Origin of the sequence: Phycicoccus jejuensis (genome assembly GCF_044797865.1) — a bacterium.
In the GTDB taxonomy this organism is placed as follows: Bacteria; Actinomycetota; Actinomycetes; order Actinomycetales; family Dermatophilaceae; genus Phycicoccus; species Phycicoccus jejuensis.
This window is the reverse complement of the sequence record NZ_CP085209.1, coordinates 2,353,233-2,373,230: the sequence shown is the minus strand read 5'-3', so window position 1 is coordinate 2,373,230 and position 19,998 is coordinate 2,353,233. Positions and strand designations below refer to the sequence as shown.

General features: G+C 73.5%; 13 protein-coding genes and 1 tRNA gene. 5 read left to right on the top strand and 9 right to left on the bottom strand.

Annotation, left to right across the window (positions count from 1 at the left end):
* Nucleotides 1-45 precede the first annotated feature (45 nt).
* The gene (locus LG324_RS11260) at nucleotides 46-1,647 is read right to left on the bottom strand and encodes a hypothetical protein (protein ID WP_404347911.1); all 1,602 of its coding nucleotides are present in this window, start codon (nucleotides 1,645-1,647) and stop codon (nucleotides 46-48) included.
* 55 nt (nucleotides 1,648-1,702) lie between these two features.
* Between LG324_RS11260 and LG324_RS11255 the strand changes: the two genes are divergently transcribed.
* Both LG324_RS11255 and LG324_RS11250 read left to right on the top strand, forming a co-directional pair.
* Nucleotides 1,703-2,944, top strand: a complete 1,242-nt coding sequence (locus LG324_RS11255; RefSeq protein ID WP_404347908.1) for a lipopolysaccharide biosynthesis protein — start codon at nucleotides 1,703-1,705, stop codon at nucleotides 2,942-2,944.
* 84 nt (nucleotides 2,945-3,028) lie between these two features.
* Nucleotides 3,029-3,433 carry a hypothetical protein gene (locus tag LG324_RS11250; protein WP_404347906.1) on the top strand — a complete coding sequence of 135 codons (405 nt, stop codon included), beginning with the start codon at nucleotides 3,029-3,031 and terminating at the stop codon, nucleotides 3,431-3,433.
* 33 nt (nucleotides 3,434-3,466) lie between these two features.
* Here LG324_RS11250 and polA read toward each other — a convergent pair whose 3' ends face one another.
* Nucleotides 3,467-6,175: a DNA polymerase I gene (gene polA / locus LG324_RS11245; protein ID WP_404347904.1), complete on the bottom strand. Its 2,709-nt coding sequence runs from the start codon at nucleotides 6,173-6,175 to the stop codon at nucleotides 3,467-3,469.
* On the opposite strand from polA, the gene LG324_RS11240 reads away from it, so the two are divergent.
* From LG324_RS11240 to LG324_RS11230, 3 genes are all read left to right on the top strand, one after another.
* The gene (locus tag LG324_RS11240) at nucleotides 6,174-6,605 is read left to right on the top strand and encodes a hotdog fold thioesterase (protein WP_207021879.1); all 432 of its coding nucleotides are present in this window, start codon (nucleotides 6,174-6,176) and stop codon (nucleotides 6,603-6,605) included. The genes polA and LG324_RS11240 overlap by 2 nt on opposite strands.
* Nucleotides 6,606-6,773: 168 nt before the next feature.
* The gene (locus LG324_RS11235; RefSeq protein WP_051750478.1) at nucleotides 6,774-8,528 is read left to right on the top strand and encodes a DUF1800 domain-containing protein; all 1,755 of its coding nucleotides are present in this window, start codon (nucleotides 6,774-6,776) and stop codon (nucleotides 8,526-8,528) included.
* Between the two features lie 11 nt (nucleotides 8,529-8,539).
* Complete coding sequence (locus tag LG324_RS11230; protein WP_404347901.1) at nucleotides 8,540-9,838, top strand: DUF1501 domain-containing protein; 1,299 nt, start codon at nucleotides 8,540-8,542, stop codon at nucleotides 9,836-9,838.
* Between the two features lie 27 nt (nucleotides 9,839-9,865).
* Here the strand turns inward: LG324_RS11230 and LG324_RS11225 are convergent, their stop codons facing one another.
* The 7 genes from LG324_RS11225 to lgt form a co-directional block, all read right to left on the bottom strand.
* A complete protein-coding gene (locus LG324_RS11225) occupies nucleotides 9,866-10,426 on the bottom strand; it encodes a GNAT family N-acetyltransferase (protein WP_404347899.1) in 561 nt (186 codons plus the stop codon).
* Between the two features lie 164 nt (nucleotides 10,427-10,590).
* Nucleotides 10,591-11,184, bottom strand: coding sequence for an ANTAR domain-containing response regulator (locus LG324_RS11220; protein WP_030528333.1), 594 nt, complete (start codon nucleotides 11,182-11,184; stop codon nucleotides 10,591-10,593).
* Between the two features lies 1 nt (nucleotide 11,185).
* A tRNA-Leu gene (locus LG324_RS11215) sits at nucleotides 11,186-11,268 on the bottom strand.
* Nucleotides 11,269-11,307: 39 nt separating this feature from the next.
* Complete coding sequence (pyk, locus tag LG324_RS11210) at nucleotides 11,308-12,771, bottom strand: pyruvate kinase (protein WP_404347897.1); 1,464 nt, start codon at nucleotides 12,769-12,771, stop codon at nucleotides 11,308-11,310.
* Nucleotides 12,772-12,967: 196 nt separating this feature from the next.
* Nucleotides 12,968-14,428 carry a glutamate synthase subunit beta gene (locus LG324_RS11205; protein ID WP_404347895.1) on the bottom strand — a complete coding sequence of 487 codons (1,461 nt, stop codon included), beginning with the start codon at nucleotides 14,426-14,428 and terminating at the stop codon, nucleotides 12,968-12,970.
* The gene (gene gltB, locus LG324_RS11200; protein ID WP_404347893.1) at nucleotides 14,421-18,962 is read right to left on the bottom strand and encodes a glutamate synthase large subunit; all 4,542 of its coding nucleotides are present in this window, start codon (nucleotides 18,960-18,962) and stop codon (nucleotides 14,421-14,423) included. Before gltB ends, LG324_RS11205 begins: the two co-directional genes overlap by 8 nt.
* A gap of 129 nt (nucleotides 18,963-19,091) precedes the next feature.
* A complete protein-coding gene (gene lgt / locus LG324_RS11195) occupies nucleotides 19,092-19,991 on the bottom strand; it encodes a prolipoprotein diacylglyceryl transferase (protein ID WP_404347891.1) in 900 nt (299 codons plus the stop codon).
* Nucleotides 19,992-19,998: the final 7 nt, after the last annotated feature.

The window sequence follows — 19,998 nt, the reverse complement described above, 5'->3', positions numbered from 1 at the left end:
CCCGCCACGAAGCGGCACATCCGGTGTCGCCGCATGTTGCGCGGGTCAGGACGCGGCGGTGACGTCCCAGACCCGCAGGTCGGGACCGTCGTGGAGCAGCACCCATCCCCGGCGGGAGGCAGGCAGGGTGCCCGGCGTCCCGAGCCACTCGACGACCCGGACGATGCCGTGGCGACGCAACGACTCCCCCGTCACCACACCGCGCGCCCAGTCGGACGCGTCGAGGACCGGCGTGTCGTCGACCACGAGCACCCGGTCCTCCCGTCGCACCGTGAGCACACCGGAGGTGAGCACCTCGACGTGCACCGCGCGCGGTGTCGGGTCGAGGAAGGCGGGACCGGCTCCGCGCCAGGCGGGACGACGCAAGGGCTGCCAGGGGAGCGAGAGGACCGCACCCCTAGGCGGGGTCGCCGCGGCCGTCGCCGAGCGCCAGTCCGCGGGGAAGTCCACCGGCCGGTAGGCCGTCCGCAGCGTCCGCGGCAGGTCGGGGACGGAGCCCACCGCCAGACCGACGGCCAGAACGGCGACGACGGCTGCGGCCGGACGCCCCGCGGACCGCCCCACCACCTCGACCAGGAGCCCGACGAGCAGCGCGCCGACGAGCACCGTCGGCGCGAGCAACCGGTGCTGGTCGCGCACGAGGGCAACGCCGGGGATGGACTGGAGGGCCGTGGTCACCGGGAGGGCCGGGCCCGAGGCGAGGGCGAGGACGGCGGCGGGCAGGAGGAGGGCGGCGAGGGCGGCGAGCCGGCGGCGCCCCCGCAGGCCCACGACGGCCCCGGCGAGCGCGGCGAGGAGGAGGGCGAGCGAGCAGCCGAGAGCCAGCACCTCGGTCCTGGACTGCGGGACGGCCCCCGGGGCCCAGATCCCGCCGCCGAGGAGAGCGGAGACGAGGGCGCCGGCTCCGGTGTCGTCCGCCAGCGCGAAGGCCGCGGCGCCGTCGGGGTCCGCGTCGACCCCGCCGCCCACCAGCGCCGGCACGAGCCAGGGGGCGCACCCGAGCAGACCCAGTCCGCCGACCACCGTCACGTCACGCCACGTCCGGTCGCCGCGGGAGGCGGTGCCGAGGACAGCCGCCCCCAGCGCGACGACCCCACCCCACGGGGTCACGGCCGCCGGAGCCATGGCGAGGGTGAGGAGGACCAGACGCCGCCGGAGCCTGGTTCGTGCTCGCGCCGCGAGGAGCACCCACGGCAGGGCCGCAGCCCCGAGGAGGACCGCGGGCTGGCCGAGGAGCAGGCGCTCGGCGACGTACGGGTTCCACACGCCCACGACGACCGCGGCCGCGACCGCGGTGACCCCGCGTCGCCGCAGGAGAACGCCGACGCCGACCCCACCGGCGAGGACGCTGAGCACGACGAGCGCCGACTGGGTCGACCCGGCGGGGAACGCCCGGGTCAGCAGCCAGGTGACACCGTCCAACGGCCAGGCCCGCAGCTCGGCGGCACCGGTGGGGAACAGTCCGCCGACAGGGCGGGCAGGGTCCGGGACGGTGACGTGGTCGCGGACCAGGCGGATGTCGGACCCGACGCTCCCCCACAGGACCACGGAGGTCGTCAGCAGCCCCGTGACGACCGCGGCGAGGACGGCGACCCGCGTGCGGGCGCCGTCGTCCGCCTCGGTGGACGCGGGGTCGGGGCTCGGCACGCCGGAAGCCTAGGCGCGCAAGGCGTCCACCGCCGTGCGCCTTACGCTGTCCCGCGTGTCAGCGCCGACGGGACGACGTGGGGGCCCGGCGGCAGCAGCCGTCGGGGTGTCGACCCTGCTCGCCAACATCCTCGTCTACGGCGTCTACCTCGTTCTGGCCCGCGTCCTGTCCGCCCCGGACCTCGGTGCGTTCGCGGCCCTGGGCAACCTCCTGGTGATGGCCAGCGTCCCCGCCCTTGCCCTCCAGCTGGTCACCGCCCGGCACGTCGCCCGAGCCGCCCCGGGCGGGGTCGTGGACGAGGCCGCCTCCGGACTGCGGACCGGCGTCCTCGTGGGACTTGCTGCGACGGTCCTGCTGCTGGCCCTCTCCCCCGTCGTCACGACCGTGCTCGACCTCCCGGGGCCGGGACCTGCCGTGTTGCTGGCCGGCGTCGTCCTGCCCACCTATGTCACCTTCGCGGCGCAGGGCGCGCTCCAGGGGGCGCACCGGTTCGCGGCCCTGGGCGCCGTGCTCGTCGCGGTCGCCGGGGGCAGGTTCGCCGCGGCCGCGCTCGGCGGCACCCTCGGCCTCGGGGTCTCGGGAGTGCTCGCCCTCACCGTGACTGCGGCCTGGGCCACCGCTGTCGCCGCCCTCTGGCCGGTCCGCGGGTCGCTGGGGGCGGCTGCCGGCCCGGTGCCCTTGTGGACCAGGAGCGTGGTCCACGGCACCGCGGCCACCTCCGCGCTGCTCGTGGCGACCAACCTCGACGTGCCGCTCGCCCGCGCCCTGCTGCCGGCCACGACTGCGGGCGAGTACGCCGTCCTGGCCGTGCTCGGCAAGGCGGCCTTCTGGGGGCCGGCGTTCCTGGCGACCCTCTTCTACCCGCGGATGGCGACCGCGACCGGTCGACGCACGGCGGTCGCGGCGGTGGGCGCGACGGCGGCGACGGCTCTGGTCGGGGTGGTCGCGGCGTGGCTGCTGGCCCGTCCGCTGGTCGTCGCGGTGGGCGGCTCGACGTACGCCCACCTGACGCCGCTCGTCCCCCTCCTCGTCGCGTCCGGCGCCGCGTGGTCGGTCGCCCAGGTGCTCGTGTACTGGCGGCTCTCGCGCGGCGACCACCGGCTCGGCTGGGTTGTCTGGGGGGTCGCCGCGGTCGCCATCGCGACGGTGTCGGTGCGGCACGGCACGATCGCGCACATCGCGACCGTCGTGCTCGCGGGTGGCCTGGTCGTCGTCGCGTGGGGCGTCACCCTCCTCGCCCGGGCCCGTCCCTCGGAGCGGCCGGTGCCCGACGAGGAGCATGCCGCCCAGGGGTGACGGCGGTCACGGGCCCGACTCGACTCGGTCACGGATGGGTGAAAGGACATCCTCCGTACCGCACCGGCCGTTAGCCTCCCGGCCATGGCGTGGACGCGGTGGGGGCTGGCAGTGGGCTGTGCCGTGCTCGCCGTCACGACGACGGGCTGCACCCCGCGGCAGGGGCACATGTCCCTGGTGGAGCCGAACGACGTACCTCGTGGCTCGTCGGTGAGCGCCTCGGTGGGTGCGGATCTCGGACCCGACATGCGTGACCTGGTGGGTCTGCGGATGCTCGTCGCACCGCTCGTGGACCGCGGATCCCGCCAGTGGGACGACATGCCCAGCAACATCGCCGAGGGTCGGGTCCTGCCAGGATCGGTCGCGGAGCACACCTTTGTCAGCGAGCCCACCGACCTCGCGCCCGGCGACTACGCCGTGTGGTTCCAGTGGGGCGCGGACGGCGAGGAGCACACCGACGGCTACGACCTGCTGCGGGTCCTGCCCTGAGCCGCCACGCCCGGGTCGCCCCGGGGACGGGCGTCAGTGCGCGGCGTCGTGCCAGGAGCGACCGACCCCGACGCTGACGTCCAGCGGCACGTCCCCGAGGTCGATCGCCGCGCCCATCTCGCGGCGGACGAGCGCCTCGACATCCTCGCGCTCGCCGGGCGCGACCTCGAGCACGAGCTCGTCGTGCACCTGGAGGAGCATCCGGCTGCGTGCGCCCTCGGCCTGCAGCGCCGCGTGGACGCCCTTCATCGCGAGCTTGATGATGTCGGCGGCCGTGCCCTGGATCGGGGCGTTGAGGGCCATCCGCTCGGCGCCCTCGCGGCGCTGGCGGTTGTCGCTCAGCAGGTCCGGGAGGTAGCGGCGGCGGCCGAGCATCGTCGCGGTGTAGCCGGTGGCGCGGGCCTCGACGACGACCTCGCGCAGGTAGTCGCGCACGCCGCCGAACCGGGCGAAGTACTCGTCCATGAGGCCCTGCGCCTCACCCGTCGAGATCGTCAGCTGCTTGGACAGGCCGAACGCCGAGAGGCCGTAGGCCAGGCCGTAGCTCATCGCCTTGACCTTGCTGCGCATCTCGAGGGTGACGTCGGCCGGCTCGACCGCGAACACCCGCGCGCCGACGAAGCGGTGGAGGTCCTCGCCGGTGCGGAAGGCCTCGATGAGCCCCTCGTCACCGGAGAGGTGCGCCATGATCCGCATCTCGATCTGGCTGTAGTCGGCCGACATCAGCGACTCGAAGCCCTCGCCGACGACGAAGACGTCGCGGATGCGCCGGCCCTCCTCGGTGCGGATCGGCACGTTCTGGAGGTTCGGGTCCGTGGACGAGAGCCGCCCGGTGGCCGCGATGGTCTGCAGGTACGTCGTGTGGATGCGCCGGTCGGGCGCGACCGACTTGATGAGCCCCTCGACGGTCACCCGCAGCCGGCTGGTGTCGCGGTGGCGCAGCAGCGCCTCGAGGAAGGGGTGCTCGGTCTTGACGAAGAGGTCGGCCAGGGCGTCGGCGTCGGTCGTGTAGCCGGTCTTGGTCCGCTTGGTCTTCGGCATGCCCAGCTGGTCGAAGAGGACCTCCTGGAGCTGCTTCGGGCTGCCGAGGTTGACGTCCTCGCGGCCGATCGCGTCGTACGCGTCCTGCTGGGCCTGCCGCATCTTCGCGGCGAAGTCGGCCTCGAGCGCGGTGAGGGCGTCCTCGTCGACGGCGATGCCGGTGCGTTCCATCTCGGCGAGGATGCCGACGAGCGGGAGCTCGAGGTCGGCGAGCAGCTCGGTGCCGCCGGTCTCCTCGACCTTCTCGGCGAGGACGGACGACAGCTCGAGGACGGCGCGGGCGCGGACCATCGCGTCGCGGGCGGCAGTGTCGTCGTCGGTGTCGAAGTCGAGCGTGCCCTGGGCGCCCTGGTCGCTCGTCGCGTCGCCCTCGGCGGTCAGCTCGCGGCCGAGGTGGCGCACGACGAGGTCCTCGAGGTCGTAAGAGCGCTGGTCGGGGCGCACGAGGTAGGCGGCGAGGGCGGTGTCGCTGACGACGCCGTTGAGGGCCAGGCCGCGGGCGCTGAGGGCCTGTAGCTGCGGCTTGAGGTCGTGGAGGACCTTCGGGGCGTCGGGGTCGGCGAGCCAGCCGCCGAGGGCCTGCTCCTGCTCGGCGGTGAGCGCCGTGAGGTCGAGGTGGGCGGTGGCGCCGTCCTCCCCCGCGAGCGCGAGCGCGGTGGCGTCGCCCTCGCCGGCGCGGTAGTGCCCGGAGACGACGACACCGTGCGGCAGCGCGCGGCCCGGGCCGTCGTCGGCGAACCGCGTCGTGAGGTCGTCGGCGGTGAGCACGTCACCACCGAGCTCGAAGCCACCCTCGACCTCGTCGGACTCGACGTCGAAGGTCTGGAAGAGGCGGTCGCGCAGCACCCGGAACTCGAGGCCGTCGAAGACCCGGTGCACCTCCTCGCGGTCCCAGGTGGCGCGCTCGAGGTCCGGCACGGACAGGGGCAGCTCGAGGTCGTCGACGAGCTTGTTGAGGCGGCGGTTGCGCAGGACGTCGTCGAGGTGCGCGCGCAGGTTCTCGCCGGCCTTGCCCTTGATCTCGTCGACGTGGGCGACGATCCCCTGGAGGTCGCCGTACTGCGCGATCCACTTGGCCGCGGTCTTCGGGCCGACACCGGGCACGCCGGGCAGGTTGTCGCTGGCCTCGCCGACGAGCGCCGCGAGGTCGCTGTAGCGGTCCGGCGGGACGAGGTACTTCTCCTCGACGGCGGCGGGGTCCATCCGCCAGACCTCGGAGACGCCGCGGACCGGGTAGATGAGGCTGACCTTGTCGGTGACGAGCTGGAAGGCGTCGCGGTCCCCCGTGCAGACGACGACCTCGGCGCCGGCCTCGGTGGCGCGGCGGGTCAGGGTCGCGATGACGTCGTCGGCCTCGAACCCCTCGACGCCGATGTGCTTGATGCGCAGCGCGTCGAGCACCTCGCGCAGGAGCGGCAGCTGGCCGGTGAACTCGGTGGGCGTCTTGGAGCGGCCGGCCTTGTACTCGCCGTACTGCTCCAGCCGGAAGGTCTGGCGCGAGACGTCGAAGGCGACGGCGACGTGCGTCGGCGCCTCGTCGCGCAGGACGTTGATGAGCATCGAGGTGAAGCCGTAGACGGCGTTCGTGTGCTGCCCCGTGCTCGTCGAGAAGTTCTCGACGGGGAGGGCGAAGAACGCCCGGTAGGCCAGGGAGTGTCCGTCGAGGAGGAGGAGCTTCACGCGTGGCAGCCTAACGACCATGACCGACAGCCCCGACCTCATGTCAGCCGTCGCCCGGATGCGCGCGATGAACCCCGACTCCCTCATGGACCGGATGGGCATCGAGGTGCTGGAGGCCACGTCCGACCGGCTCGTCGCGACGATGCCGGTCGCCGGCAACACCCAGCCCTACGGCCTGCTCCACGGGGGCGCCTCGGTCGTCCTCGCCGAGACGCTCGGGTCCATCGGGGCCGCCTTGCACGCGGGCGAGGGCAAGGCGGTCGTCGGGCTCGACATCAACGCCACCCACCACCGGGCCGCCCGCTCCGGCCTCGTGACGGGCACGGCGACGCCGCTCAGCCTCGGGCGCACCCTCGCCTGCTACGAGGTCGTCGTCACCGACGAGGACGGCCGCCGGGTCTGCACGAGCCGCATCACCTGCCTCATACGGGACGCCGCCCCGGGCGCGTGACGCCGGGCCGGCGGACGGCTCGGGTCAGGCGCTCACCAGCGGCGGACCACCCCCGGGCCAAGCCCGGGTAAAGCCCCGGTCAAATCCGGCGGACGAGGGCCGTTGGCCCGATGGCGCGGCACCCGAACGGACGAGGACGGTTGCGGCACAGGCCGAAACCATTGAAGGGTGAGCTCTCCCCTGCCCCCTCGCCGGGCCGCGACCCTCCAGGCCATCCTCGGTGCCGCCACCGCCGGCTCCGACCCGTCCGCGCCCGCGAAGAAGGCCGCCAAGGCCGCCAGGGCGAAGACCCGGCTGCCCGACCCCACCCCGCCGCGATCCACCGCGCCGGCCGGCGTGGTGGTGCCGACCCGGACGGCGAGCGCGAAGGCGGTCGACGCCGCGTACACCCCGCGCGCGGCCGTGGCCGCCGCGACGCCCGCGCGCACCACCCGCGGCCGGACGCTGCCCTACACGGCCGTCCGGACGGCCCCGCGGCGCAGCTCCACCGCCGGAGTGACCGGCAGTCCCGTCGCCGCGCTGCACCTGGCCCGGCGGGCGACCTGGGGCGCGACGCCCGAGGTCATCGACGCCATCACGTCGATGGGCGCGAGCGCGTGGCTCGAGGCGCAGCTGTCGCCGAAGACGATGCCCGACCCGGTCGTCGACGACCTGCTCAAGACCCGTTTCCCCCGGCTGTGGTGGCAGACCTGGGAGGTGCGCGACCGCTACTGGCCCAACCAGACGGGCGACCTCGGGTACGACACCATCGAGGCCTACACGGCCCGGGCCATCTGGTCCAAGCGCCAGCTGCTCGAGGTGATGGTCGACTTCTGGAGCAACCACCTCGTCGTCACGGCGCCCTGGGGCGAGACGTGGGACTGCGTGCACCGCTTCCACGAGGACGTCGTCCGCAAGCACGCCCTCGGCCGCTACGTCGACATGCTCGTCGCCGCCGCCAAGCACCCGGCGATGCTCGCCCAGCTGGACAACGAGTCCTCCTCGAAGCGGGCCCCCAACGAGAACTTCGGCCGTGAGCTCCTCGAGCTGCACACCGTCGGCGTCACCGGCGGCTACGCCGAGTCCGACATCCGTACCTCGGCCCTCGTGATGACGGGCGTGTCGACCGAGCACGAGACCGGCGAGTACTTCTACCGCTACAACCGCCACCACGTGGGCGAGCTGGGTCTCCTCGGGTGGTCCAGCCCCAACACCTCGCCCAAGGGTGACGCGGTGGCGACCTCCTACCTCCAGCACCTGGCGCGCCACCCGAGCACCGCCCGGCGCATCGCCACGAAGCTGGCGATCCGGTTCGTGTCCGACACCCCGCCGAGCAGCCTCGTCGACTCCCTCGCCCAGGTCTACCTGGCCAACGACACCGCGATCGCCCCCGTCCTGCGCGCCCTCTTCGCCTCTGCCGAGTTCGCCGGCTCGACCGGCCTCAAGGTCAAGCGGCCCCTGGAGCGCATCGTCTCGACGGCCCGGATCCTCGGGGTCCGTCCCGGCGCCGACCCCCGCGCGTGGCTGGGCGACGTCGTGTGGAACGCCCGCGTGGCCGGCCAGGCCCCCCTCGCCTGGCCCGCGCCCAACGGCTACCCGGACGTGGCCGGCTTCTGGGCCGGCGCCGGCGCGACCCTCGCGACGTGGAACTTCTCGATGTACCAGGGCTGGCAGGCCGCGGACACGAACGAGAAGCGCGTCGTCTTCCCCGCCCTGCGCGGGCTGCTCCCGACGACCCTGCCCGCCACGTACGGCGACTACGTCGACGCCCTGTCCACCCGGCTGCTCTCCGCGCCGCTGCCCGCCGCCAAGCGCGACGCGGTCTGCACCTTCCTCGGCCGGAGCGCGAGCAACCCGCTGAAGCCCACCGACGGAGCCGTCGGCTGGCGCCTGCCCTACGTCGTGGCGCTGATCCTCGACACCCCCGAGTTCGCGACCCGCTGAGGAGCGCCCCGATGACCACCACCAGCACCCCCACCTGCGGCTGCCCCGAGGGACTCGCCGCGATGGCCCCCAGCCGCCGCGCGCTGCTCGCCGGCGCCTCCGTCCTCGGCGCGGCCGGCGCCACCCTCGCCCTCGCCGGACCGGCCGAGGCGATGACCCGCCTGACCTTCGCGGACGCCGGTTACACCGGCGACACCCTCGTCGTGCTCTCCTTCCGCGGCGGCATCGACGGCCTGTCCGTCGTCCCGCCGGTCGGCGACCCCGCCTACTACACCGCACGGCCCTCCATCGCGATCCCCCAGTCCCGGGGCCTCGCGCTGGACACCCGCTTCGCCCTGCACCCCGCCCTCGCGCCGCTCCTGCCGCTCTACACCGCGGGCAGCCTCGCCGTCGTCCACGCCGTCGGGCAGCCCAACCCGACCCGCTCGCACTTCACCGACATGGACGAGATGGAGCGCGCCGCCCCCGGCTCCTCGATCCGTACCGGCTGGCTCGACCGCATGGTCGGCGCCACGACCACCCCTGGCCCCTTCGCGGGGACCACGATCGGCTCGACGACCGCCCCGCGCTCCTTCCTCGGGGACCTGACCTCCGACCTCTCGATGCGCTCGGTGGACTCCTTCACCCTCAGCGGGGCGTGGGACGCGACGGAGACCGCCCGCTGGACGACGGCGCTGCGGGCGATGCACGCCGGCGACGCCGACGCCATCACGACCCCCGCCCGGACCGCCCTCGACGCGCTGACCACCGCGGGCACGCTGCGGACCGCGGGCTACACCCCGGCGAACGGCGCGACCTACCCCTCGGGCGGCCTCGGCGACGCGCTGCGCGACACCGCCCGCCTCGTCAAGGCCGGCGTCGGCCTGCGCGCGGTGAGCATCGACTCCGGCAACTGGGACATGCACACCGACCTCGGGTCCAGCACCGGCGGGTGGATGTTCGGCCAGCTGAGCGAGGTCGGCAAGGCGCTCGCCGCGTTCATGACCGACCTGGGCAGCGCCGCCGACCGGGTCACCCTCGTGACGCTCTCGGAGTTCGGGCGCCGCGTCACCGAGAACGGCTCCGGCGGCGTCGACCACGGCTACGGCAACTTCAGCTTCGTCCTCGGCGGCGGCGTCAACGGGGGCAAGGTCTACGGCACCTGGCCCGGGGTCGCCCCCGACCAGACGCAGGCGGGTGACCTCAAGGCGACGACCGACTACCGCTCGGTCCTCGCCGAGGTGCTCGAGAAGCGCTGCGGCCTCACCGCGGGCGGCGTCCTGCCCGGGGCCCCGAGCGCGCGGCTGGGCCTCCTGCGCCCGAAGGCCTGACCGGGCTCGGCCGCCGGGGAGGCCGGCTCAGGCCGAGCGGGTCGAGAAGGCCCGCTGGCGCAGGCTGCGGCGACGCCGGGTCAGCTCGAGGCCGGTGTCGGCCGTCTCGGGCGCGATCCGGCGCCGCAGGGTGCCCGTGGCGACGACGCGACGGGTGACCGTGGAGCCGAAGCCGAGGCGGGCGAAGAACCGGTTGGCCTCGCGGCTCGTCGTGGGGACGTTGGAGACGACCTGCTCGCAGCCGGCGCGCTCGGCCGCCGCGAGCACCGCGGCGAGGAGCTGCTTCGCGACACCGTGGCGCCGGGCGTCCGGGGTGACCCAGAGCTGCTCGATGGCGACCTCGGGGCTCGGCGCGAGGCCGAAGGGGTTGTCGGTCGTGATGACGTAGCCGGCGGGCTCGGCCTCGAGGGTGGCGATGAACGCCTGCACGCCGGGACGCTGGAGGGCGCTCGAGAGGCGGCCGTCGGAGATGGCGCGGGCGCAGACCTCGGGGCTCGTCCCGGCGTCGACCTTCGCCTCGCGCCAGAGCGCGGTGAGGGCCTCGAGGTCACCCTCGACGGCAGCCACCTCGACGGGTCGTCGCGCCACGTTCGCCTCCTGTCCGACGGTGGTCCCCCGCGGGAACCGCACCGACACCGGACACTATGCCCCCGTAGGCACCCGAGGGAAGTTCGGATGGCCGGAACCGGTCCGAACGGCCCGACGCGCCCCGCGGATCCGGTCGTGGGACCGCTCCCGGCCCACGGATCCGGTCAGCTCTTCTCCATGCCGGCGACGACGGCGTCGGCGACCTCGCGCATCCCCATCCGCCGGTCCATGGCGGTCTTCTGGATCCACCGGAACGCGTCGGCCTCGCTGATCTTCAGCTTGGCCATGAGCACGCCCTTGGCGCGGTCGACGGCCTTGCGCGTCTCGAGCCGCTCCCCCAGGTCCGCGACCTCGGCCTCGAGCTGCTTGAGCTCGCTCCAGCGCGAGAGGGCGATGTCGAGCGCCGGCGTCACGTCGCTCGCGGTGAAGGGCTTGACGACGTAGGCCATGACGCCGGCGTCGCGGGCGCGCTCGACGAGCTCGCGCTGGCTGAACGCGGTGAGCATGACGACCGGGCAGATGCGCTCGGCGCCGATCGTCTCGGCGGCCGTCAGCCCGTCCATGACGGGCATCTTGACGTCCATGATGACGATATCCGGGGTCAGCGAGCGGGCCATCTCGACGGCCTGCTCGCCGTCGCCGGCCTGGCCGACGACGTCGTACCCGGCCTCGCGGAGCATCTCCGCGAGGTCGAGCCGGATGATGGCCTCGTCCTCGGCGACGAGGACGCGCTTGGTGGTGGCTGCACTCTGGGTCATGTGCCGGGAGCGGGACTCGAACCCGCACGCCCTCGCGGGCAGCGGATTTTGAGTCCGCCGTGTCTGCCGTTCCACCACCCCGGCCGGGGCGTGGACAGCATATCGAGGGCCACCGTGCCGGCCTCAGGCGTGTCCGTGCTTCGCCGCCTCGACGTAGGCCGGTGCGACCCGGTTCTTGGCGTCGCCGACCTTGTGCACGCGCAGGGCGTTCGTCGAGCCGGGGATGCCGGGGGGCGAGCCCGCGACGATGACCACCTGGTCGCCCTCCTGGACCCGGCCGAGCCCCATGAGCACCTCGTCGACCTGCATGGCCATCTCGTCGGTGTGCCGCACCTTGCCGACGAGGAAGGTCTCGACGCCCCACGTGAGCGCGAGCTGGCTGCGCGTGGACTGGTTGGGCGTGAAGGCGAGCATCGGGATGCGCGGGCGCACCCGCGACAGGCGCCGCGAGGAGTCGCCGCCCTCGGTGAACGTGATGAGGTACTTGACCCCGAGCAGCTCGCCGATCTCGGCGGCCGCGGCCGTCACGGCGCCGCCCTTGGAGTTCGGCCGGGTGCCGAGCGGGCGGATGCGGTGCAGGCCGTGCGTCTCGGTGTTCTCGATGATGCGGGCCATCGTCCGGACCGCGGCGAACGGGTTCTTGCCGACGCTCGTCTCGCCGGAGAGCATGAGCGCGTCGGCGCCGTCGAGGACGGCGTTCGCGGCGTCGGAGGCCTCCGCGCGGGTCGGGCGGCTGTTCTCGATCATCGACTCGAGCACCTGCGTCGCGACGATGACGGGCTTGGCCCGGCGGCGGGCGATCTCGCAGGCACGCTTCTGCACGAGCGGGACCTGCTCGAGCGGCATCTCGACGCCGAGGTCCCCGCGGGCCACCATGACGCCGTCGAAGGCGCGGATGATCTCGTCGAGGTTCTCGACGGCCTGCGGCTTCTCGATCTTCGCGATGACCGGGAGGCGGTGGCCCTCCTCGTCCATGATCTCGTGGACGCGGCGGATGTCGTCGGCGCTGCGGACGAACGACAGCGCGATCATGTCGGCGCCGACCCGCAGGCCCCAGCGCAGGTCGTCCTCGTCCTTCTCGGACAGGGCCGGCACCGAGACGGCGACGCCCGGCAGGTTGATGCCCTTGTTGTTGCTCAGCGGGCCGCCCTCGAGGACCTGGCAGACGACGTCGGTCTCGGTGACGTCGGTGGCGATGAGCGCGATCTTGCCGTCGTCGATGAGGATGCGGTCGCCGGTGTGGACGTCGCCCGGCAGCCCGTCGTACGTCGTGCCGACCTCGGTGACGTCACCGGGGACGTCGCGCGTGGTGATCGTGAAGGTCGCACCGTTCTGGAGGACGACGGGGCCGTCCTTGAACCGCGCGGTGCGGATCTTCGGGCCCTGGAGGTCGACGAGGACGCCGACCGCGCGGCCGACGGCGTCGCTCGCGCGACGGACGTCGAGGTAGACCTGCTCGTGGTCGGCGTGGACGCCGTGGCTGAGGTTGAGACGGGCCACGTCCATCCCGGCCCGGACGAGCTCTCGCAGGTTCTCGGCGCTGGAGGTGGCGGGGCCGAGGGTGCAGACGATCTTGGCACGACGCATGTCGCCGAGCCTATCGGTGCAACCGCTTCCATCGTGACGCGGGCCACAGCGCGGTCGCTCCCCCGCCGAACCCCACCGGCCCCACGCACCTCGACATTTCGGGGTCACCCCGAAATGTCCGCGAGACCCCGGCTCGGAACCGGGGTCTCGCGGACGAAGCCCTGTGTCGGGCGGGAGGTCGGACCGGGGTGCCGGCTCAGGCCGTCAGCGGACGGTCTGTCGGCGCGACCGGCCGGGGCAGCCGCGACGGCTTGCCCATGAGCCAGGCGTCGACCTCGTGGGCGACCGATCGTCCCTCGGCGATGGCCCAGACGATGAGCGACTGCCCGCGGCCGGCGTCGCCGGCGACGAACACGCCCGGCACCGACGACATGAAGTGGCCGTCGCGCGCGACGTTCGTGCGCTCGTCCTTGTCGACCCCGAGCTGCTCGAGCAGCCCGCCGGGCTGCGGCCCGAGGAAGCCCATTGCGAGGAGCACGAGCTGGGCCGGGATCTCGCGCTCGGAGCCCTCGACCTTCTCGAAGCCGTTCTCGCCCATCCGGACCTCGTGCAGGCGCAGCGCCCGCACCCGGCCCTGGTCGTCGCCGACGACCTCGCTCGTCGTCGTGGCGTAGACCCGCTCGCCGCCCTCCTCGTGCGCCGAGGCGACGCGGAAGAGCATCGGGTAGGTCGGCCACGGATGGGCGTCGGCGCGATCGATGCCGGGCTGCGGCATGATCTCGAGGCTCGTCACCGAGCGGGCGCCCTGCCGGTGCGCCGTGCCGATGCAGTCGGCGCCGGTGTCGCCGCCGCCGATGACGACGACGTCCTTGCCGGTGGCGGTCACCTGGTTCTCGACGCTCTGCCCGAGCGCGACCCGGTTGGCCGGCGGCAGGAAGTCCATCGCCTGGACGATGCCGTCGAGCTCGCGGCCGGGGACCGGCAGGTCGCGCGGCACGGTCGAGCCGATGGCGACGACGACCGCGTCGAACCGCTTGCGCAGGTCGGCCCCGGTGAGGTCGCCACCGACGTCGACGCCGGTGCGGAAGCGGGTGCCCTCGGACTTCATCTGCGCGATGCGCCGGTCGAGGACGGCCTTCTCCATCTTGAACTCGGGGATGCCGTAGCGCAGCAGGCCGCCGGGCTGGTCGGCCCGCTCGTAGACCGCGACGGTGTGCCCGGCGCGGGTCAGCTGCTGGGCGGCCGCGAGGCCGGCCGGGCCGGAGCCGACGACCGCGACGGTCTTGCCGGACAGCCGCTCCGGCGAGACCGGCAGGATCGTGCCGTTCTCGAAGGCGCGGTCGACGACCGTCACCTCGACCTGCTTGATGGTGACCGGCGGCTGGTTGATGCCGAGGACGCACGCCGACTCGCACGGCGCCGGGCAGAGCCGACCGGTGAACTCGGGGAAGTTGTTCGTGGCGTGCAGCCGCTCGATGGCCTCGCGCCACTCCCCCTTCCACGCGAGGTCGTTCCACTCGGGGATGAGGTTGCCCAGCGGACAGCCGCTGTGGCAGAACGGGATCCCGCAGTCCATGCAGCGACCGGCCTGGCGCTGCAGCTCTGGCACGGCCTGCGCCTCGTAGACCTCCTTCCAGTCCCGGATGCGCACCGGGACCGGGCGGCGGCGCGGCAGCTCGCGCTCACGCGTCTTGAGAAAACCCTGGGGGTCAGCCACGGGAGGCCTCCATGATCCGCTCCCACACCTGGGGGCCGTCGGGGTCGAGTCCCTCCGTCTCCGCCTGCGCCCGCACGTCGAGGACGCGCTGGTACTGGCGCGGGAGGACGAGGGTGAAGGCCGACCGGGCACTGCCCCAGTCGGCGAGGAGCCGCGCCGCGACACCCGAGTCGGTCCACCGGACGTGGCGCTCGAGGAGGTCGTGGACGACGAGCTCGTCGTCCGGCCGGAGCGGCAGGAGGTCGACCAGCTCGGGGTTGACCCGGTCGTGGTCGAGGTCGAGGACGTACGCCACACCACCGGACATGCCGGCCGCGACGTTGCGCCCGGTCGGGCCGAGGATGAGCGCCGTGCCACCGGTCATGTACTCGAGGCCGTGGTCGCCCACGCCCTCGACGACGGCGGTGGCGCCGGAGTTGCGGACGCAGAAGCGCTCACCGACCCGGCCGCGCAGGAACAGCTCGCCGGAGGTCGCGCCGTAGCCGATGACGTTGCCGGCGATGACGTTCTCCTCGGCGACGAGCGCCGACCCCGGGGCGGGCCGGACGACGACGCGGCCGCCGGAGAGGCCCTTGCCCACGTAGTCGTTGGCGTCGCCCTCGAGCCGCAGCGTGACACCGGCCGGCAGGAACGCCCCGAAGCTCTGCCCGGCGGAGCCGGTGAGAGTGAGGTCGATCGTGCCGTCCGCGAGCCCGTCCGGGTGCGCCTTGGTCACCTCGTGGCCGAGCATCGTGCCGACCGTCCGGTTGACGTTGCGGATCGCGAAGCGCGCCTGCACCGCCTCGCCGTGGTCGATCGCGTCGCGGGCCGCGGCGATGAGCTGGTGGTCCAGGGCCTTCTCGAGGCCGTGGTCCTGCGCGACGCGGTGGCGGATGCCCGAGCCGTCGGGGCTCTCGACGGCCGCGAGGACCGGCCCGAGGTCGAGCCCCGACGCCTTCCAGTGCTGCACGGCCTTGCTCACGTCGAGGTGCTGGATCTGGCCGATCGCCTCCTCGATGCTCCGGAAGCCGAGTGCGGCGAGGTGCTCGCGCACCTCCTCGGCGATGTACTCGAAGAAGGTCTCGACGAACTCGGGCTGCCCCGAGAAGCGCGTGCGCAGCTCCGGGTTCTGGGTCGCGATGCCGACGGGGCAGGTGTCGAGGTGGCAGACCCGCATGAGCACGCAGCCGGAGACGACGAGCGGCGCGGTGGCGAAGCCGAACTCCTCGGCGCCGAGCAGCGCGGCGACGACGACGTCGCGGCCGGTCTTGATCTGCCCGTCGACCTGGACGACGATCCGGTCGCGCAGGCCGTTGAGGACGAGCGTCTGCTGGGTCTCGGCGAGGCCGAGCTCCCACGGGCCGCCCGCGTGCTTGAGCGACGTGAGCGGCGCGGCACCGGTGCCGCCGTCGTGGCCGCTGATGAGGACGACGTCGGCGTGCGCCTTGCTGACCCCCGCTGCGACCGTCCCGACCCCGACCTCGGAGACGAGCTTGACGTGGACCCGCGCCTGCGGGTTCGCGTTCTTGAGGTCGTGGATCAGCTGCGCGAGGTCCTCGATCGAGTAGATGTCGTGGTGCGGCGGCGGGCTGATGAGGCCGACGCCGGGCGTCGAGTGCCGGGTCCGCGCGACCCACGGGTAGACCTTGGGGCCGGGCAGCTGGCCGCCCTCACCGGGCTTGGCGCCCTGGGCCATCTTGATCTGGATGTCGTCGCTGTGGGTCAGGTACATCGACGTCACGCCGAAGCGGCCCGAGGCGACCTGCTTGATGGCCGAGCGGCGCACCGGGTCCAGGAGCCGGTCGACGTCCTCGCCGCCCTCGCCGGTGTTCGAGCGCGCGCCGAGGCGGTTCATCGCGACGGCGAGCGTCTCGTGCGCCTCCTTGCTGATCGAGCCGTAGCTCATCGCGCCGGTGGAGAACCGCCTGACGATGGACTCGACCGGTTCGACCTCCTCGAGCGGCACGGGCTCGCGCGGCGACGCGCCGCCGAGCTCGAAGAGCCCGCGGAGGGTCATCAGCCGGCCGGACTGCTCGTCGACCCGCTGCGTGTACTGCTTGAAGACGTCGTAGCGGCGCTGGCGGGTCGCGTGCTGGAGCCGGAAGACCGTCTCGGGGTCGAAGAGGTGCGGCTCGCCCTCGCGGCGCCACTGGTACTCGCCGCCGACGACGAGCTTGCGGTGCGCCTGGCGGATGCCGTCCGGCGGGTAGGCCATCCCGTGCCGGGCCGCGGTCTCGGCGGCGACGACGTCGAGGCCGATGCCGCCGAGCTGGCTGACCGTGCCGGTGAAGAACTCGTCCACGAGCTCCTGCGAGAGCCCGATCGCCTCGAACACCTGGGCGCCCCGGTAGGACGCGACGGTGGAGATGCCCATCTTCGACATCACCTTGAGGACACCCTTGCCGAGCGCCTTGATGAGGTTGGCGACCGCCTTCTCCTCGGTGACGTCGGTGATGTCGCCGCGGCGGACCATGTCCTCGACGGACTCCATCGCGAGGTAGGGGTTGATCGCGGCGGCGCCGTAGCCGACGAGGAGCGCGACGTGGTGCACCTCGCGGACGTCACCGGCCTCGACGACGAGGCCGACCTGCGTGCGGGTCTTCTCGCGGATCAGGTGGTGGTGGACCGCCGAGGTGAGCAGGAGCGAGGGGATCGGCGCGAGGTCGCGGTCGGAGTCGCGGTCGGAGAGGACGACGAAGCGTGCTCCGCCGGCGATGGCCTCGGACACCTCGGCGAAGATCTCGTGCAGGCGGGCGCGCAGGGCCGCCTCGCCGCCGCTCACGTCGTAGGTGCCGCGGACGACGACGGTCTCGAAGCCGGGCAGGTCGCCGTCGGCGTTGATGTGGACGATCTTCGCGAGCTCGTCGTTGTCGATGACCGGGAACGGCAGGACGACCTGACGGGCGTGGGCCGGGTTGGCGTCCAGGAGGTTGCCCTCCGGCCCGATCGAGCCGGCGAGCGAGGTGACGAGCTCCTCGCGGATGGCGTCGAGCGGCGGGTTGGTGACCTGCGCGAAGAGCTGGGTGAAGTAGTCGAAGACGAGCCGCGGCCGCTCCGAGAGCACCGCGATCGGCGTGTCGGTGCCCATCGACCCGAGGGCCTCGGCGCCGGTGCGGGCCATCGGCGCGAGGACGATCTTGAGCTCCTCCTCGGTGTACCCGAAGGTGCGCTGGCGGCGCGCGACGGAGGCGGCGGTGTGGACGATGTGCTCGCGCTCGGGCAGGTCCTTCAGGCCGATGAGTCCCGCGTGCAGCCACTCCTCGTAGGGGTGCTCGCCGGCGAGGCCGGACTTGACCTCCTCGTCGCTGACGATCCGCCCGGCGGCGGTGTCGACGAGGAACATCCGGCCGGGCTGCAGGCGGCCGCGGCGCACGACGTTCTCGGGCTCGAGGTCGAGGACACCGGCCTCGGAGGCGAGGACGACGAGACCGTCGTCGGTGACCCAGTAGCGGCCGGGACGCAGGCCGTTGCGGTCCAGGACAGCCCCGACGAGGGTGCCGTCGGTGAAGCAGACGGCGGCCGGGCCGTCCCAGGGCTCCATGAAGGTCGAGTGGAACTCGTAGAACGCGCGGCGGGCGGGGTCCATCGAGGCGTGGTTCTCCCAGGCCTCGGGGATCATCATGAGCACCGCGTGGGGCAGGCTGCGCCCGCCGAGGTGGATCAGCTCGAGGACCTCGTCGAAGGACGCGGAGTCCGAGGCCTCCGGGCTGCAGATCGGCGAGATGCGCGAGAGGTCGCCGGGCAGGACGTCGGACGCGAGCATGCTCTCGCGGGCGTGCATCCAGTTGCGGTTGCCCTTGACGGTGTTGATCTCGCCGTTGTGCGCGATGAGCCGGTAGGGGTGCGCGAGCGGCCAGCTCGGGAAGGTGTTGGTCGAGAAGCGCGAGTGCACGAGGGCGAGCTCGGTGGCGAAGCGCTCGTCGGAGAGGTCCGGGAAGAACGGCTCCAGCTGACCCGTGGTCAGCATCCCCTTGTAGACCACCGTGCGGGCCGACAGCGACGGGAAGTAGACCTCGGCCTGGCGCTCGGCGCGCTTGCGCACGACGAAGGCGACCCGGTCGAGCTCGATGCCCGTGAGGCCCTCCTGCGACGCGACGAAGAGCTGACGGAAGCAGGGCATCGTCGCGCGGGCGGCCTCGCCGACGAGGTCGGGGACGACGGGCACGTCGCGCCAGGCGAGGACCCGCAGGCCCTCCTCGGCGGCGATCGCCTCGATGCGCTCCTGCGCGCTCTCGCGCTCGGCGGCGTCGGTCGGCAGGTAGGCCATCCCGGCCGCGTACGCGCCGGCGGGCGGCAGCTCGGCGTCGACGACGGCCCGGAAGAAGGCGTCGGGCACCTGGGTGAGGATGCCGGCGCCGTCACCGACGAGCGGGTCGGCGCCGGTGGCGCCGCGGTGGTCGAGGTTGCGCAGCGCGTCGAGGGCGTGGGCGACGATGTCGTGGCCCGCGCTCCCCCGCATCGTCGCGACCATCGCCACACCGCACGCGTCGTGCTCGTGCTCGCGGCGGTACAGCCCGACGTCGTCGGGCTGGGCGGAGAAGCGGGCGACGGTCACGTCGGATCACCGTCCTCGGGGGTCGACGGCCCCTCACGGGACCGGGCACGGCAAGGTCAGGCGCGGACGTCTCTGGCCACGTCCCGGAATGCTATCCCCGGCCCCCCGCGTCTTGCCATTCGAGCGTCGCTATCCCACATCCTGGGACTCGGGGTGCTCCGCCGTGGACGCCTCCGCGGCCGGCTCGTCGACCTGCTCGGGCTCGGCCCGGCGGGCCCGGCGGCCGGTGTGCCACACGATCCAGACGCCCAGGAGGAACACGAGGACGCTCGTCCACACGTTGAGCCGCTGGCCGAGGATCAGCTCGGCCTCGTCGGTGCGCATCTTCTCGACGACGATGCGCCCGACCGGGTACCCCGCCACGTAGAGGCCGAGCAGCTGCCCGGGCGCGAGGCGACGACGCCGGTCGAGCGCGAGGAGCCCGAACCCGAGGACGAGGAGGAAGAGCGACTCGTAGAGGAACGTCGGGTGGTAGACACCCGCCACGACGGCGTTGCCGGAGGCGTCGGTGACGGCGCGGCCGGCGGCCTGGTCCCACTGGTGGACCGTCAGCCCCCACGGGAGCGTGGTCGGGCCGCCGTGCAGCTCGTTGTTGAACCAGTTGCCCCACCGGCCGATCGCCTGGGCGAAGGCGACGCCCGGCACGGCGGCGTCGGCGAAGGTGAGGAAGGGGACGCCGGCCCGGCGGCAGCCGATCCAGACGCCCACCGCGCCGAGCGCGATCGCGCCCCAGATGCCGAGGCCGCCGTTCCAGATCTTCAGCGCGTCGAGCGGGTGCCCGCCCTCGCCCCAGTACGGCTCGGGCGTCGTGATGACGTGGTAGAGCCGGCCGCCGATGATCCCGAGGATGACGGCGTAGGCCGACACGTCGAGCGCGACGCCGGAGTCGACCCCCCGCGCCGCGAGCCGGCGCCCGGTCAGCCACACCGCGAGGACGATGCCCGCGAGGATGCACAGGGCGTACGCCCGGATCGTCAGGGGCCCGAGGTCGAAGGCCGCGACCGTCGGGCTCGGCAGGTAGGTCGTCACGCCGGAC

What these genes read in the sequence shown, in the direction of transcription:
- LG324_RS11220 (WP_030528333.1), bottom strand. Translation starts at nt 11,184, where the DNA reads ATGACCCAGAGTGCAGCCACCACCAAGCGCGTCCTCGTCGCCGAGGAC.
- LG324_RS11250 (WP_404347906.1), top strand. Translation starts at nt 3,029, where the DNA reads ATGGCGTGGACGCGGTGGGGGCTGGCAGTGGGCTGTGCCGTGCTCGCC.
- pyk (WP_404347897.1), bottom strand. Translation starts at nt 12,771, where the DNA reads ATGCGTCGTGCCAAGATCGTCTGCACCCTCGGCCCCGCCACCTCCAGC.
- polA (WP_404347904.1), bottom strand. Translation starts at nt 6,175, where the DNA reads ATGGTCGTTAGGCTGCCACGCGTGAAGCTCCTCCTCCTCGACGGACAC.
- LG324_RS11240 (WP_207021879.1), top strand. Translation starts at nt 6,174, where the DNA reads ATGACCGACAGCCCCGACCTCATGTCAGCCGTCGCCCGGATGCGCGCG.
- LG324_RS11230 (WP_404347901.1), top strand. Translation starts at nt 8,540, where the DNA reads ATGACCACCACCAGCACCCCCACCTGCGGCTGCCCCGAGGGACTCGCC.